Source organism: Streptomyces sp. LARHCF249 (assembly GCF_052871255.1).
In genome coordinates this window covers 532,566-548,183 of the sequence record NZ_JBIXJQ010000005.1, presented here as the reverse complement: position 1 = coordinate 548,183, position 15,618 = coordinate 532,566, and the positions used below count along the sequence as shown (strand labels likewise).

Here is a 15,618-nt window from a genome sequence, read left to right as displayed (position 1 = left end):
TGCCTCCGGGTGACGGGTGCGGCGGGCTGCTCCGGATCATGCAAGGGCGGCGCCCGGCCCGACAAGGCCAATCGCGACAGGGTGGCCTGCCCCGTGCCGCGGCCGGGGCTGCGGCTCCGTCAGCGTTCCCGGCCGCTGGTCGCCGCGTAGTACTGGAGGTCCTGGACCTCCACCGTGCGGTCCACCGGGTACGGCAGCCGCACTTCCGCACCGGCCTTGCCGTCCCGCACCACCGCGGCCGAGGCGGCGCCCGCCTTCAGCGGCAACAGCTCGGAGTGCAGCCCCGCGGGGGCCTGATGGGTGTCCTGGGCGGATCCGACGGAGGTGCGGACGACCGCGGGCTCGGCGAGGAAGCTGAGCACCTCCACCGTGTCCCGGGGCGCGGCGCTGCCCTTGCGCGGCGCCATCAGCAGCGACTGGTCGCCCGTCGGGTCGGCGGCCGCGAACTGGGTGCGGGCGGTGAGGTACAGCGTGTCCCGGACGATCTTCGGCCAGCCGCCCGTCTTGAACCGGGTGAGGTAGTAGGAGGTCAGGTCCAGGTAGGCGTACCCGTTGTGCAGGGAGGGCGCGAACTGGCTGCCCTCCGAGTAGTCGTTCCAGGTGGTGAGCTGCACCCAGTCGGCGCCGTCCTCGATGGCGTGTGTCCAGGTGGAGCGCAGGGTCGCGGTGTTGCCGGCCTCGTCGTAGATGCCCTGGTTGGGGCGCGCGTCCTGGACCGAGACGGGCTGCATCCAGATCTTGCCCATGTCGTGCGCCCGCCGGACGTCGCGGGTGTTGCCCTCCTGGCCGACGTAACTGCGGCTGCCCCACTCGGAGAAGCCGTGGCTGATGGGGGCGAACGCGCCGTTGTGGGCGGCGAAGTCGAGGAAGAGCGGGACGAAGGCGGTGCGGACGCCGTGCCGGGACCGCAGGACCTCGAGGACCTCGGTCCACCACGCGGCGCTCTTCTCCTCCGCCTTGAAGGGGGAGACGACGAGCCGGCCGTCGGGGAGCCGGTGGGCGGCCGGGGCGGAGCCGAGCGTGGCGATCGCGTCGGCGAGGACGCCCGGGTCGTCGGTCTTCAGCGAGGTCATGTCGGGCATCAGCATGATCTTGAAGGCGGGATCCACCGAACGGGCCGCCGCCATCAGCAGGTTGCATCGGTCCCAGTTGCGCCCGGAGAAGGAGAGCACGTCGAGGGTGAACCCGTCGATGCCCGCCGCGCGGGCGGTGCGCACCTCCTGCTGGAGGTTGGCGTACTCCCAGTCGCCGGACTTCGGTTCGACGGGCAGCGGCCGGTCGCGCAGCAGGCCGCCGTACGTCCCGTGCTTGCCGCTCTCGCCGTCCGGGTTCAGGTAGTGGCGGGTGTAGTAGTCGCCGTCCGCGCGCGCGTTGTCGAGGGACAGCGGGTAGGGGGTGAAGTAGTGGGCGAACACCAGCTTCTTGCCCGCCGCGCCGGAGCGCAGGGCGGCCGGCTGGGGCATGTCGAAGGGCAGGGCGCCGGCGGGGCGCGCCGCCCCGGGGTCCGTCGCACCCCCCGGGTCGGCCTTGGCGGGCGCGCTTTTGGCCGGCGGCGGGGTTCCGGCGGACGGCGGGGCGGCCGGTCCGGGGTCGCCGGGCGCGGGCCCGGCGCCCGGGCCGGTGGACCACGGGACGCTGATCTCCGGGGCGGAACCGCCGTGTGCGGAGGTCGCGCCGAAGGGGTCCCAGGCGATTCGGGTGGCCGCGCACACCCCGACGAGGAGGAAGGCGGAGACGAGCAGGGTCAACAGCGGCCTGCGGCCGCGGAATCCCGTTCGGCGCCGGTGCGATGCCGGCCGGTCCGTCCGCCGGTCCGTCCGCCGGTCCGCTCTCATCTTCTGGTCCCTCCCCCGCACAGGCCCCCGGTGGGGGCTGCACAGCAGTAGAGCCCATGACCGGCTTCCGGACAACCGTTCCCGGGATCGGACCGGGTCCCAGGTCAACCGAAATACGACGCTGGGCCCGGCCGGGTACACCGCAGGGGGTAGGCCGGCTACCCCCGTGGTGGGCCCGAAGACCAACCCTGGGTGGGTCGAGACGGCTCCGCCGCCGGGGCTACATTTCCGCCGTCCCGTGCGACGTGGACCAGACGACGGAGGAACGATGAAGCTCACGACGAAGGCCGCCCTGACCCTTGCCGCGGTCCCGGCCGCGCTGCTGCTGGCCGCGGGGCCGGCCTCTGCCGGCTCCGGTTTCGATGTCACCGGCACCGGCGGTGACATCGGCGGCGCCTGGGCGCACGGAGACTACGGAAAGGCAGCCGACGGCCGGGTCCACCTGCGCGGCGAGCTCAAGGACACGGCGAGCGACGGCAAGGGCGCGGCGCTCAAGATCCACGCGGTGTACTCGGACGGCGGCACCCGCGACGTGCAGGTCTGGAACACCCGCGGCAACCAGGCGGTCGTGGGCATCGGCGAGTACACCTTCGCGGGGAACGTGCGCCGTATCGAGCTCAAAGAGTGCCTGTTGTACCGCGGCGGCGACGGCAACATCTACGTGGGCACCTGCGCCGCGGGAGCGGAAGTCCTGTACTTCTGACGCCCTTTCCTTCGGATCTATCCACCGGCGGGGACGGCCTAGGTGCGGGTGGCGGCGATGTCGGCGTTCTCCAGGATTCCGATGGCGTCGGGGACGAGGATCGCCGCCGAGTAGTAGGAGCTGACCAGGTAGGACATGACCGACTTCTGGTCGATGCCCATGCAGCGGACGTTGAGGCCGGGTTCGATCTGCTCCGGGATCGCGGCCGGGCGCAGGCCGATGACGCCGCCGTTGTCCTCGCCGGTGCGCAGGGCCAGGATCGAGCTGGTGTGGCCGCCGACGACCGGGATCTTGCCGCAGGGCAGGACCGGGATGCCGCGCCAGGACGGCACCTGCTTGCCGTGGACCTCCACGGTGTCCAGGGCGAGGCCGCGCTTGTTGCACTCGCGGAAGAAGGCGGCGATGGTCTTGGGGTGCGCGAGGAAGAACCTGGTGCCGCGGCGCATGCTGAGCAGGTCGTCCATGTCGTCGGGGGTGGGCGGGCCGGACCAGGTGCTGATGCGCTGTCCGTAGTCGGCGTTGTGCAGGAGGCCGAAGTCGCGGTTGTTGAGGAGTTCGGACTCCTGCCGTTCGCGCATCGCCTCCACCGTCAGGCGCAGTTGCTGCTCGAACTGGTTCATCGGGTCGTTGTAGAGGTCGGCTACTCGGGTGTGGATCTGCAACACGGTCTGGGCGAGGCTCAGTTCGTACTCGCGTGGCCGCAGTTCGTAGTCGACGAAGGTGGCGGGCAGCTGGGCCTCCCCCGCGTGGCCGGAGGAGAGTTCGATGTCGGCCTCGCCGCGCCGGTTGACGGGGCGGCGGCCGTTCTCGACGTACTGCTCCAGGTGGGTGCGCAGGCTCGCCGCGCGGCCGAGCACCTCCTGGAAGGAGCTCCACCGCAGCACCATGACGGTCCCGGCTGTCGCGGCCCGTACGCCGTACCCCCAGCGCGGGTCGGTCTGGCCGAGGGCGTCGTCGCCGAGCTGGTCGCCGTCGGCCACCACGCCGAGGAGTTCGGCGCCGCCGTACTTGCCCTCGGCCCGCCTCTCGAATCGGCCGTGGGCGATGATGAACACCTCGTCGACGGGGGCTCCCGGCTCCACGAGCACGTCGCCGGCGCGCAGGTCGCGCTTGACGAAGCGCAGGGCCAGCTCCTCCAGGACGGCGGTGTCCTCGTATCCCTTGAGGGTGGGCAGTTCGGTGAGGGTGGGGGCGAGGATGCGTACGTCGTCCGCGCCGGCCTGGACGAAGGAGACCCGGCCGCGCCCGACGGCATGGGTCAGGCGGCGGTTGACACGATACGTGCCCGCGCCCAGGTCCACCCAGGGCAGCATGCGCAGCAGCCAGCGGGAGCTGATGCCCTGCATCTGCGGCACGGACTTGGTGGTCGTCGCGAGGTTGCGGGCCGCGGCGGTGCTCAGGCTCAGCTGCCGGTCGTCGGCGGGGGTCAGGGGTGGCTGCGCCTCTGCGGTCATGCGGGGTTCCTCCCTGCGTCGGTCGCGCGGAGCGTGCTGCACGCCCACGGTGGGGTGCCGGGCGTCGCCTGCGGTAGCCGGACCGGTCCGGGCGCCTGTTGAAAATCCCGGCCGGTTGAAGCCCTGCACGCCTGTACGAGGGGGCGGGTGCACGCACTGCCGTACGGGCTTTCAACGCCCCCGGATCTTCAACAGGCCCGGGCGCCGCGGGGGCTGGCGGATCCGGCTGCGGCCCGCGCTCCATGGGTGGGTGTGCCGACCCGCAGGAGGATCCATGGACCGCGCCCCCGCCCCTGCCCCGGGCCGTGCCCGCGCGGCCGGCTCCGATCCGGCGGAGGTCCTGCGCCGGCTGCTCGACGGCCGCAGCTACCTGGGCACCGCGCCGCCGCGCACCGGCCCGGGCGGCCGGTGCGCGCGCAAGGACACGGACCCGGACCGGGACGTGGACACCGGAATCGTCATCCCCCCGCTGTACTGCCCCGACGCCGTCCGGGACGACCCGGCGCTGGCCGACGCCGTCAACGACCGGCTCGTCCTGTGGGCCGCCGAGACCGGCATCTACGCGGGCCGCCTGGACGCACTGCGCGCCTGCCACTTCGGCCGCCTGATGATGCTCGCGCACCCGGACTGCGACGACCCCGACCGGCTCCTCGCGGCCGCCAAGTGCGGCCTCTCCGAGTGGTCCGTGGACGACCACTGGGCCGACGAGGGCGAGGACGCGGATCCCGGCCTGCTCGGCCTGCGCACGGCGCTCGCGCACGCCGTGGTCGATCCGGTGCGCCTGCCGGCGGGCTACGAGCGCTGGTTCGAGGAGCGGGTGGCGGCCGAGCCGGTGCTGCGCGCCTTCCGTTCCAGCCTGGAGCACCTCGCCTCGTTCGCCTCCCCGACCCAGGTGACCCGCCTGCGCTACCAGCTGGCCGTGATGTTCGTCGGCTACAACCACGAGGCCGAGTGGCGGATGTCCGGCCGCCGGCCGCCGGTCTGGGAGTACCTGGTGCACCGGTACGAGAACGGCTTCTTCCCCTGCATGGCGCTGACCGATCCGGTCGGCGGCTACGAGGTGCCCGCGCCGGAGTTCGCGGACGCCCGGGTACGGCGTACGTACATGTACGCGGGCGTGGCCACCTGCCTGCTCAACGACCTGTACTCGATGGCCCGGGAGGATCCCGCCGACACCAACCTCCCCCGCCTGATCGCGGCCGAGGAGCACTGCTCCCTCCAGGAGGCGGTGAACCGCACGGCGGCGATCCACGACGAGGTGATGCGCACGGTCGAGGCGGAGTCGGCCGCCCTGGCCGCCCTCGGCTCACCCGCGTTGGGCCGCTTCCTGGAGGGGGTCTGGAACTGGATGGGCGGAGCGAAGGAGTGGCACGCCACGACCCCCCGCTACCGCGGACCGGCCTGAGCCACCTGTCACGCGAGCGCGCCGGCGCGGGCCAGCAGGGCCCGCGCCGTGCGGTTGCCGCGCACCGGCTGGAGGCGGCCGCGCAGCCGGCGCAGGGCGTCGTCCACCCGCGCGGAGTCCAGCTGGGGCACCGCGTCCAGCATCTCGTGCCAGGTGGCGCAGGCCCGTTCCACATGGCCCTGGTTCAGGTGGAGTTCGGCGAGCCGGGCGAGGGTGACGGCGCGCGCCCGCCGCTCGCCCGGCGGCCGGCGGCGCAGTGAGGTGCCGAGCGCGGCGATCGCACCGCGCACGTCCCCGAGGGCGGCCAGCGCCTCGGCCTGCTGATGGGCGAGCGCGGCGTGGTGGTAGTCGCCGATGGCCACCCGCTGCCCGTCCGAGCGCTCCAACAGCCGTTCGGCTTCGGCCAGGCGGGCCACCGCGGCCCGCCGGTCACCGCAGGCGGCCTCCGCGACGGCGAGCTGCCCGGTGACGAAGGCGGCCTGGAGGGCGGGCAGCCGTCCGGCCTCCCGGGCGGCCGCCTCGGCCAGCTCCCACGCCTGCTTCCGGTGGCCGAGGTGGTGGGCCTGCACGCTCATGGCGCGGAGCACGGGCGCCCAGCACCCGGGATCCCCCGCCTCCTGGCCGAGCCGCAGCCCGGCCCGGTAGTAGGCCTGCGCCACGCCCTGCTGGTTGCCGTCGAAGCACAGGAACCCGGCGGTGTACGCGAGCCGCGCGGCGCAGCCCAGCAGCCGGTGCCGTACGGCGGGCGCGGCGCCCGCCCGCAGCCACGGCGCCACGGTGGTGGCGAGGTAGCGGGTCAGGGCGGGCCGGGCCAGGCCGCTGCCGAACGTCATGTCGGCGTTGCGGAAGACCGGTAGGACGGCCTCGGCCGCCTCCACGTGCTCCGCCCCGATCCGCCCGGACGGCCGCGCGGGGGCTCCGGCCCCGCCGGGCGGCGGCCAGCCCGGGGGCCGCCACGCGGAGGAGTAGACGGGGATCTCGCCGAGCAGGGCCAGGACGTCCGTGCCCTGCGGTTCGGCGTCGGGGCGCTCGCGCGCCCGGGCGCCGGCGGGCCGGGCGAGCCCGGTGTCGGACGGGCTGATCCGCCGCCCGGTGCGCCGGCTCAGCGCTTCGGCGGCGAGCGCGACGACGTGTGCGGGCGGCCGGGTGCCGGCCAGCCAGTGCGAGATCGAGGTCCGGTCGTAACGCAGGGTGAGGCCGGTTTCGGCGGCCACGGAGTTGACGGCGCGCGCGAAGTCCTGCCCGCTCCAGCGCGCGTCGGTGAGGAGGGTGCGGAGTCGTCCGTTGGGTTCACGCTTGGCCATCAGGACCGCCCAGCTCGTACACGTGTCCATCCATTCAACGCGGTCGGACATTCAACACGGAGGGGCGGAGGCGGATGTACCGGGTGAGGCCGTCCTGCCCCTAACTAAGACGTGTGCGCTCGGCGGCGTGCGGTCACACCGTGTGGCCATGGCGTACGGGAGCACGGCAGATCACACGGAGCGGGATCGTTCCTTCCGGTCACTCCCGCACGCCGCCCCCGCCCCCGCACTCGGCCCGCCGCGCAGGAGGTGCGTACGCCCCATGACTCCGCACGTGAAGCACGCCCCGCACGTGGACCCCGCCCCGCACGGGCAGCAGGTCCCGCACGTGCAGCACGACCCCGCCGCCACCGCCGTCCTCGGCCGCAGCCGGGCGGCCGTGGAGCCCCTGCTGCGCGCGGCGGTGCGCTCGCTGCCCGGCGGGGTGCGGGCGGTGTCCGAGTACCACCTGGGCTGGCGCGACCCCACCGGTGCCCCGGCCGCCGCCGGGGCGGGCAAAGCGATACGCCCCGCCCTGGTGCTGGCCGCGGCGCGGGCGGTCGGCGGCCGCGAGCAGGACGCCCTCGGGGCGGCCGCGGCCACCGAACTCGTGCACAACTTCACGCTGTTGCACGACGACGTGATCGACCGGGACCCGACGCGCCGTCACCGTCCCACGGCGTGGACGGTGTTCGGCAGCGCCCAGGCCATCGTCGCGGGCGATGCCATGGCCTCGCTCGCGGTGCGGCTGGTCGCCGACCGGGCCGACGCGGTGGTCCGGCTGTCGGACTGCGTGGTCGAGCTGTGCGAGGGCCAGTACGAGGACTGCTCCTTCGAGGCCCGCGCGGCGGTGACCCTGGCCGAGGTGATGGCCATGGCGGAGGCCAAGACGGGCGCCCTGCTGGGCTCCGCCTGCGCCCTCGGCGGACTGTACGGGGGCGCCGCGCCGCAGGTCACGGCTGCCCTCGACGCCTTCGGGCGCGGCATCGGCATCGGGTTCCAGCTGATCGACGACCTGCTCGGCATCTGGGGCGATCCGCAGCTCACCGGAAAGCCGGTGGGCGCCGACCTCGCTTCCCGCAAGAAGTCCCTGCCGGTGGTCGCGGCCCTGCTTTCGGGCACCGACGCCGGCGCCGAACTCGCCGCCCTGTACGACGGCACCCGCCCGCTCGGCGAAGCCGGGATCGCCCGCGCGACGACCCTGGTCGAAGCCGCCGGCGGACGGGACTGGGCGCAGCACGAGGCCTCCGTACGGGCGGCGGGGGCGCTGGAGTGCCTGGCCGAGGCCGTCCCCGATCCGGCCGCGACCGCCGAGCTGGTGTCGCTGTGCGAGCTGATCACCCGGCGGGAGCACTGACCGGCAGGCCGCCCCCGCGCCGAGCATCCGCGCAGCCCACAGGAAGACCGACCGAGAGGAAGGCCCGCCATGTCCGTCGACCCCAGCGCCGAAGTGGGCGCCGAGCACCTGACCGCCGCCGCCCGGCAGAGCCTGAGCACCGAGGCCGCCCGCAACCTGGCCACCACCACCAAGTCCGCGCCGCAGATGCAGGGGATCAGCTCGCGCTGGCTGCTGCGGATCCTTCCGTGGGTGCAGACGGGCGGCGGCACCTACCGGGTGAACCGCACGGTCAGTTACACCCTCGGCGACGGGCGCATCACCTTCGTGAAGACCGGCTCCGAACTGCGGGTCATCCCGGCCATGCTGCGCGAGCTCGGCATGCTCCGGAACTTCCCCGACGACCAGGTGGTCAAGGCCATCGCCGACCGGTTCGTCAAGGAGGAGTTCCGCAAGGGCGACGTGATCGTCCGGCACGGTGAACCCGTCGACAAGATCTACCTCATCGCCCACGGCCGCATCGAGCGGCTGGGCGTCGGCGCGTACGGGGACGAGGCGAGCCTGGACGTGCTCAGCGACGGCGACCACTTCGGCCACCATCCGCTCCCCGACGCCCGCTGGGAGTTCACCGCCCGCGCCCAGACCGACGTGGTGACGATGACCTTCAACCGCGGCGACTGGGACGCGGCCCTGAACAGCTCCGCCGCGCTGCGCCGGCACGCGGAGGCCTATCTGGAGGCGGAGCGCGTCGGCCGCCGGGGCAGCGACGCCGTGGACCTGTCCGCCGGACACACCGGCGAGGTGATGCTGCCCGGCACGTACGTCGACTACGACCTCAGCCCGCGCGAGTACGAGCTGAGCGTGGCCCAGACCGTGCTGCGCGTGCACTCCCGGGTAGCCGACCTCTACAACCAGCCGATGAACCAGTCGGAGCAGCAACTGCGCCTGACCATCGAGGCGTTGAAGGAGCGCCAGGAGAGCGAACTGGTCAACAACGCCGAGTTCGGGCTGCTGCACAACGCCGACTACGAGCAGCGGATCTACGCCCGGACCGGGCCGCCGACCCCGGACGACATGGACGAACTCCTCAGCCGCCGGCGCGGGTCGCAGTACTTCCTGGCCCATCCGCGCACCATCGCCGCCTTCGGCCGCGAATGCAGCAGGCGGGGCCTGTACCCGGACAGCGTGGACTTCCAGGGGAACCGGGTCCCGTCCTGGCGGGGGGTGCCGCTGCTGCCCTGCAACAAGATCCCGGTGACCCCGGAGCGGACCAGCTCGATCCTGGTCCTGCGCACCGGCGAGGACAACGACGGGGTCGTCGGGCTGCACCCGGTCGCGCTGCCCGACGAGTACCAGCCGGGCCTGTCCGTCCGTTTCATGAACATCAACGAGCAGGCGATCATCTCCTACCTGGTCACGGCCTACTACTCGGCCGCGATCCTCGTGCCCGACGCCGTCGGGGTGCTGGAGAACGTCGAGATCTCGCGTTTCGACGACTGAGCTTCGATATCTGAGGGGGTCCAGGACATGACCGCTCGGCAGGAGAACGTCTCCCGGCAGCCCTTCGAGCTGCCCGAGTTCTACCTCCCGCATCCCGCCCGCCTCAACCCCCACCTGGAGGAGGCCCGGACGCACACCCGCACGTGGGCCGCGGAGCTGGGGATGCTGGAAGGCTCGGGCGTCTGGGGTCCGGCCGACCTGGAGGCCCACGACTACGCGCTGTTGTGCGCCTACACCCATCCCGAGTGCGACGGCCCGACGCTCTCGCTCGTCACCGACTGGTACGTGTGGGTGTTCTTCTTCGACGACTGGTTCCTGGAGCGCTTCAAGCGCTCCGGCGACCGGGCGGCCGGCCGGGACGCGCTGGAGCGGCTGGCGCCGTTCATGCCGGCCGACCCCGGCGCGCCGATGCCCGAGCCGGCCAATCCGGTGGAGGCGGGCCTGGCCGACCTGTGGCGGCGTACCGTGCCCGGTCACTCGGCGGACTGGATCACGCGGTTCACCGTCAGCACCCGCAACCTGCTCCACGAGTCGCTGTGGGAGCTCGACAACATCACCATCGGCCGGGTGTCCAACCCGATGGAGTACGTCGAACAGCGCCGCAAGGTGGGCGGCGCGCCCTGGTCGGCGGGGATCATCGAGCACGCGGTGGGCGCGGAGGTGCCCCCTTCCGTCTCCGGGGAGCGGGCGCTGCGCGTCCTGCGCGACTGCTTCGCCGACTCGGTGCACTTCCGCAACGACCTGTTCTCCTACGAGCGGGAGATCGGGAAGGAGGGCGAGCTCAGCAACGGCGTGCTGGTCCTGGAGCGGTTCTTCGGCTGCACCACCCAGGAGGCGGCCGACCAGCTGAACAACATGCTCACCTCGCGGCTCCAGCAGTTCGAGAGCACCTTCTTCACCGAACTGCCGGTGCTGTTCGCGGAGAAGGCCCTGGACCCGGCCGGGATCCTCGCGGTCCTCACCTACGCCCGCGGGCTCCAGGACTGGCAGTCCGGCGGCCACGAGTGGCACATGCGCTCCAGCCGCTACATGAACAGCCGTCCGGGGCGGAACGAGACGGGGCCGGCGGAAACGGGGCTGCCGGGATGGCTGCGCGGCCCGACCGGGCTGGGGACCACCGGTGCCAACATCAGGGCGCTGCTGGGCCTGACCGGCGGCGCGCAGCGGGTGCGCCGGCACGGCAACGTCCCGCACCGGGTGGGTCCTTCGGTGATCCCGGAGTTCTACCTGCCGTACCGCAACGTCCTCAATCCGCACCTGGCCGGCGCCCGGGAGCGGCTCATCGAGTGGAACCGGCGGATGGGCTTCTTCGACGAGGGCCTGTGGTGGGAGGAGAAGGCGCGGGACTACGACTTCGCACTGTGCTCGGCGGGCATCGACCCGGAGGCCTCCGCGGAGGCGCTGGACATCAGCGCGGGCTGGCTGAGCTGGGGCACGTACGCCGACGACCTGTACCCGCTGGTCTTCGGCACCAGCCGCAGCCTGGCCGCCGCCAAGGAGCAGACCCAGCGGCTGTTCGCCTGCATGCCGCTGGACCTCTCGGCTCCGCCACCCCCGTCGAACGCCATGGAACGGGGCCTGGCCGACCTGTGGCGGCGTACGGCCGCGCCGATGCCTCCGCGCGGCCGGGAGCTGTTCCGGGCGGGCGTGGAACAGATGGTGGACAGCTGGCACTGGGAGCTGGACAACCAGTTCCACAACCGGGTGCCGGATCCGGTGGACTACCTGGAGATGCGCCGGCTGACCTTCGGCTCGCCGATGACCACCGCGCTCGCCCGGTTGGCGCACATGGACGTCGTGCCGGACGAGGTCTACGAGAGTTCGGCCATGCAGTCGATGTACCAGGCCGCCTGCGACTACTCGGCCGTCATGAACGACGTGTACTCGTACCAGAAGGAGGTGGAGTACGAGGGCGAGCTGCACAACTTCGTGCTCGTCGCGGAGACCTTCTTCCAGTGCGACTACCCGACGGCGCTCCGCATCGCGAACGACCTGATGACCTCGCGGATGAAGCAGTTCGAGCACGTCGTGGAGAAGGAACTCCCCGTGATGTATGCCGACCACGGCCTGGACGCGGCGGCCCGGGCGGCCCTGGACCGCAGCGCCGAGGAGCTGAAGCAGTGGATGACGGGCATCGCCGTCTGGCATGCCGAGACGCGGCGCTACCGGGAGGAGGACCTCGTACGCCACCACGCGCACCGCCGGTCCGCGGCGGCGGGCGCGGTCGCCCCGGACCCGCGGGGCGGCGGGGGCCGCCGGCTTCCCGCGGCCCCGCACCGCGCCGCGTGGGCCTGACCTGCGGGTCGGCAGGTGCCTTCGCAGGAATACGACGTTCCCCTGGTCTTACGGCGCAAGCGGCGCATAATCGTCGTCATGCGGCTTGAAACAACCCTCTAGCCGCACTTGGTCACGCATGCAATGGGGGGCATCGTGCCGATGGGGGAATCCGGGGCGTCCGCGGCGGCGTCCGGAACACTGCCCGCGACATCCGCCGAGATGTCGCGGCTGCTGACCGCCGTCCGGCGGGGGCGCGTACTGACCGTGACGGGCAGGTTCCGCGAGCCGCGGAGCCTGCTGGTACGGGAGATCGCCCGGCGGCTCTCGTCCAACTTCTACGACGGGGTGGCCGTGGTCGACCTGGACCACGCCTTCGGCGTGCGGGAGATGACGGCTGCCCTGGGCTGCGTTCCGGGCATGCCCGTCCTGCCGTACGGGACGGCCCCTGCCGCTTCCTGGCTCGCCGAGCGCGACATGCTGCTCGTCCTCGACGGCAGCGACCGGCTCACCCCGGCGGCCCTGGACTGGCTGCGGGACCTGCTGTCCCGCGCGCCGGGCCTGCGGCTGCTGGCCGCCGGCCGCCATCCGCTGGCCTTCGAGGAGGAGCGGGTCCACCGGCTGTGAGGCGTGCGGAACCTCAGCCCGCCTGCCGGCTGAGCTGGTGCCACACCGGGGCCGGACAGTGGCCCTGCGGCCGGGACTTGAGGAACAGCGGGTACTCGACCCGGCGCGGGGGGCGCCCGGACTCCACCCAGTGGGGGCGGCCGGAGACCTTGTCCCAGCCGTCGTTCGGCATCGGGAGGTAGTCGGAGCGCCCGTCCTTGTCCTTGCTGGTGATCTGGGCCACCTCCGCATGGTCGGCGTGGGCGGCCAGTACCACGCAGTAGTGCCGCAGCTGCCGGGTGGGATCCTCCCGCAGCGGCACCATGGCCAGCCAGATCTCCCCCGGCGCCGGCCGGTGGGTGCGTACGGTCGCGGGCCTGCGCGGGCCGCCGCGGAAGGTGTCCGCGCGGGAGGTGTCCCACCGGCGGACGGCGGCGACGAAGGCGAGGGCCACGAGCCCGGCGGCCATGCTCTCGGCCGTCGCCCGCACGTTCCACAGCGGATGGTCCCCGACCTTGCCCTCGGTCCACCACAGCGCCACGGCGACGAGCACCAGCAGGGCCGCGGCCCGGGCCGGGACCAGCCACCACACGAACCGCCGTCGCCGGCCGGCGAAGAACGCGAGGACCAGGGCCACCACGACCGGGATGGCGTACGTGATCAGGTACTGCCCGGCCCCCCGCAGCTCCTGCGGCGGCGTCTGCTCCGCCAGCAGGTCGGGCAGCGCCAGCGGCACCGCCAGCAGGTACCCCACGGTGGGCAGGACGAACAGGACGAGCAGCAGCGCGGCGCAGCCGATGCCGCCGCAGGACGTGTCGGAACGGCGTGCCACAGAACCCCCCACAGATCACCGGCGGTGAACGTTAGCGCAGGCCCCACCTCCCGGCCAGCGGTTCCGGAAGACCGCGGACACGGGTCCGCCCCGGCCGGGCACGGGGCCGGCCGGGGCGGAGCACGTCACGCGTGGACCACAGGTGTCAGCCGAGGATGGCCAGCGCCTGGTTGAAGGTGGCGGACGGGCGCATGATCGCCGCGGCCTTGGCGGCGTCGGGCTGGTAGTAGCCGCCGATGTCGGCCGGGGAGCCCTGGACGGCGATGAGCTCGCCGACGATGGTCTGCTCCTGCTCGCCCAGCGTCTTGGCGAGCGCCTCGAACGCGGTGGCCAGCTCGGCGTCTTCGGTCTGCTTGGCCAGCTCCTGCGCCCAGTACAGGGCGAGGTAGAAGTGGCTGCCGCGGTTGTCGATGCCGCCCAGCTTGCGGCTCGGCGACTTGTCCTCGTTGAGGAAGCTGCCGGTGGCGCGGTCCAGGGTGTCGGCCAGCACCTGGGCGCGGGCGTTGCCGGTGGTGGTGGCGAGGTGCTCGAAGGAGACGGCCAGCGCGAGGAACTCGCCGAGCGAGTCCCAGCGCAGGTAGTTCTCCTTGACCAGCTGCTGGACGTGCTTCGGGGCGGAGCCGCCGGCGCCCGTCTCGAAGAGGCCGCCGCCGTTCATCAGCGGGACCACCGACAGCATCTTGGCGCTGGTGCCCAGCTCCAGGATCGGGAAGAGGTCGGTCAGGTAGTCGCGCAGCACGTTGCCGGTCACCGAGATGGTGTCCTCGCCGCGGCGGATGCGCTCCAGGGAGAAGGCGGTGGCCTCGACCGGGGACAGGATCTTGATGTCCAGACCCTCGGTGTCGTGGTCGGCCAGGTACGTCTTGACCTTGGCGATCAGCTGGGCGTCGTGCGCGCGGCCCTCGTCCAGCCAGAAGACGGCCGGGACGCCGGTGGCGCGGGCGCGGGTGACGGCGAGCTTGACCCAGTCCTGGATCGGCAGGTCCTTGGTCTGGCAGGCGCGGAAGATGTCACCGGCGGCGACCTCCTGCTCCAGGACCACGGCGCCCGAGGCGTCGACGACGCGGACGGTGCCCGCGGCGGCGATCTCGAAGGTCTTGTCGTGGCTGCCGTACTCCTCGGCCTTCTGGGCCATGAGGCCGACGTTCGGCACCGAGCCCATGGTGGACGGGTCGAACGCGCCGTGCGCGCGGCAGTCGTCGACGACGACCTGGTAGACGCCGGCGTAGCTGCTGTCCGGGAGGACGGCGAGGGTGTCGGCCTCGGCACCGTCCGGGCCCCACATGTGGCCGGAGGTGCGGATCATGGCCGGCATGGAGGCGTCGACGATGACGTCGCTCGGGACGTGCAGGTTGGTGATGCCCTTGTCCGAGTCGACCATCGCGAGGGCCGGGCCCTCGGCGATCTCGGCCTCGAAGGAGGCCTTGATCTCGGCGCCGTTCGGGACGCCGTCCAGGCCCTTCAGGATGGCGCCGAGGCCGTCGTTCGGGGAGAGGCCGGCGGCCGCGAGGGCCTCGCCGTACTTCGCGAAGGTCTTCGGGAAGAACGCGCGGACCACGTGGCCGAAGATGATCGGGTCGGAGACCTTCATCATCGTGGCCTTGAGGTGCACGGAGAACAGGATGCCCTCGGCCTTGGCGCGGGCGATCTGGTCGTTCAGGAAGGTGCGCAGCGCGTCGACGTGCAGGACGGACGCGTCCACGACCTCGCCCGCGAGGACCGGTACGGACTCGCGCAGCACGGTGGTGGCGCCGTCGGCGGCGACGTGCTCGATGCGCAGCGTTCCGGCCTCGGCCATGACGGCCGACTTCTCGGTGGAGCGGAAGTCGTTCTCGCCCATGGTCGCGACGTTGGTCTTCGAGTCGGGGACCCAAGCGCCCATGCGGTGCGGGTGGGCCTTGGCGTAGTTCTTCACCGAGGCGGGGGCGCGGCGGTCGGAGTTGCCCTCGCGCAGGACCGGGTTGACGGCGCTGCCCTTGATCTTGTCGTAGCGGGCGCGGACCTCGCGCTCCTCGTCGGTCTTCGGGTCGTCCGGGTAGTCCGGGAGGGCGTAGCCCTGGCCCTGGAGCTCGGCGACCGCGGCCTTGAGCTGCGGGATCGAGGCCGAGATGTTGGGAAGCTTGATGATGTTGGCTTCGGGGGTCTTCGCCAGCTCGCCGAGCTCGGCGAGGGCGTCGGCGATCCGCTGGCTCTCCTCGAGGTGCTCGGGGAAGCTGGCGATGATCCGACCGGCCAGGGAGATGTCACGGGTCTCGACATTCACACCGGCCGTCGACGCGTACGCCTGGATCACAGGCAGGAACGAATACGTCGCGAGGGCCGGGGCCTCGTCAGTGTGCGTGTAGATGATGGTCGAGTCAGTCACCGGATGCTCCGCTCCACAGTCTGCG

General features: G+C 72.6%; 11 protein-coding genes. 6 read left to right on the top strand and 5 right to left on the bottom strand.

Annotated elements, in window-relative coordinates; translation table 11 throughout:
• Positions 1-119: 119 nt before the first annotated feature.
• The gene (locus ACIPUC_RS17345) at positions 120-1,835 is read right to left on the bottom strand and encodes a glycoside hydrolase family 71 protein (RefSeq protein WP_446590274.1); all 1,716 of its coding nucleotides are present in this window, start codon (positions 1,833-1,835) and stop codon (positions 120-122) included.
• 268 nt (positions 1,836-2,103) lie between these two features.
• On the opposite strand from ACIPUC_RS17345, the gene ACIPUC_RS17340 reads away from it, so the two are divergent.
• Positions 2,104-2,538: a hypothetical protein gene (locus tag ACIPUC_RS17340; protein ID WP_446590272.1), complete on the top strand. Its 435-nt coding sequence runs from the start codon at positions 2,104-2,106 to the stop codon at positions 2,536-2,538.
• A 38-nt stretch (positions 2,539-2,576) separates the two neighbouring features.
• Here the strand turns inward: ACIPUC_RS17340 and ACIPUC_RS17335 are convergent, their stop codons facing one another.
• On the bottom strand, positions 2,577-3,992 hold the full coding sequence (locus ACIPUC_RS17335; protein ID WP_446590271.1) for a family 2B encapsulin nanocompartment shell protein: 1,416 nt from the start codon (positions 3,990-3,992) through the stop codon (positions 2,577-2,579).
• 274 nt (positions 3,993-4,266) lie between these two features.
• Between ACIPUC_RS17335 and ACIPUC_RS17330 the strand changes: the two genes are divergently transcribed.
• The gene (locus tag ACIPUC_RS17330) at positions 4,267-5,397 is read left to right on the top strand and encodes a family 2 encapsulin nanocompartment cargo protein terpene cyclase (RefSeq protein WP_446590270.1); all 1,131 of its coding nucleotides are present in this window, start codon (positions 4,267-4,269) and stop codon (positions 5,395-5,397) included.
• Between the two features lie 8 nt (positions 5,398-5,405).
• Here the strand turns inward: ACIPUC_RS17330 and ACIPUC_RS17325 are convergent, their stop codons facing one another.
• Positions 5,406-6,701: a tetratricopeptide repeat protein gene (locus tag ACIPUC_RS17325; RefSeq protein ID WP_446590269.1), complete on the bottom strand. Its 1,296-nt coding sequence runs from the start codon at positions 6,699-6,701 to the stop codon at positions 5,406-5,408.
• A 262-nt stretch (positions 6,702-6,963) separates the two neighbouring features.
• Between ACIPUC_RS17325 and ACIPUC_RS17320 the strand changes: the two genes are divergently transcribed.
• The 4 genes from ACIPUC_RS17320 (at position 6,964) to ACIPUC_RS17305 (ending at position 12,417) form a co-directional block, all read left to right on the top strand.
• Positions 6,964-8,037 (top strand): polyprenyl synthetase family protein, encoded by a 1,074-nt coding sequence (locus ACIPUC_RS17320; RefSeq protein ID WP_446590268.1) that lies wholly within the window; start codon positions 6,964-6,966, stop codon positions 8,035-8,037.
• A 69-nt stretch (positions 8,038-8,106) separates the two neighbouring features.
• On the top strand, positions 8,107-9,516 hold the full coding sequence (locus tag ACIPUC_RS17315) for a family 2B encapsulin nanocompartment shell protein (protein WP_446590266.1): 1,410 nt from the start codon (positions 8,107-8,109) through the stop codon (positions 9,514-9,516).
• 27 nt (positions 9,517-9,543) lie between these two features.
• The gene (locus tag ACIPUC_RS17310; protein WP_446590265.1) at positions 9,544-11,811 is read left to right on the top strand and encodes a terpene synthase family protein; all 2,268 of its coding nucleotides are present in this window, start codon (positions 9,544-9,546) and stop codon (positions 11,809-11,811) included.
• 135 nt (positions 11,812-11,946) lie between these two features.
• On the top strand, positions 11,947-12,417 hold the full coding sequence (locus ACIPUC_RS17305; protein ID WP_446590263.1) for a hypothetical protein: 471 nt from the start codon (positions 11,947-11,949) through the stop codon (positions 12,415-12,417).
• 13 nt (positions 12,418-12,430) lie between these two features.
• Here the strand turns inward: ACIPUC_RS17305 and ACIPUC_RS17300 are convergent, their stop codons facing one another.
• Both ACIPUC_RS17300 and ACIPUC_RS17295 read right to left on the bottom strand, forming a co-directional pair.
• Entirely contained in the window at positions 12,431-13,228 is a 798-nt protein-coding gene (locus ACIPUC_RS17300) for a hypothetical protein (protein WP_446590262.1), read from the bottom strand.
• 145 nt (positions 13,229-13,373) lie between these two features.
• Positions 13,374-15,593 carry an NADP-dependent isocitrate dehydrogenase gene (locus tag ACIPUC_RS17295; RefSeq protein WP_446590260.1) on the bottom strand — a complete coding sequence of 740 codons (2,220 nt, stop codon included), beginning with the start codon at positions 15,591-15,593 and terminating at the stop codon, positions 13,374-13,376.
• Positions 15,594-15,618 lie beyond the last annotated feature (25 nt).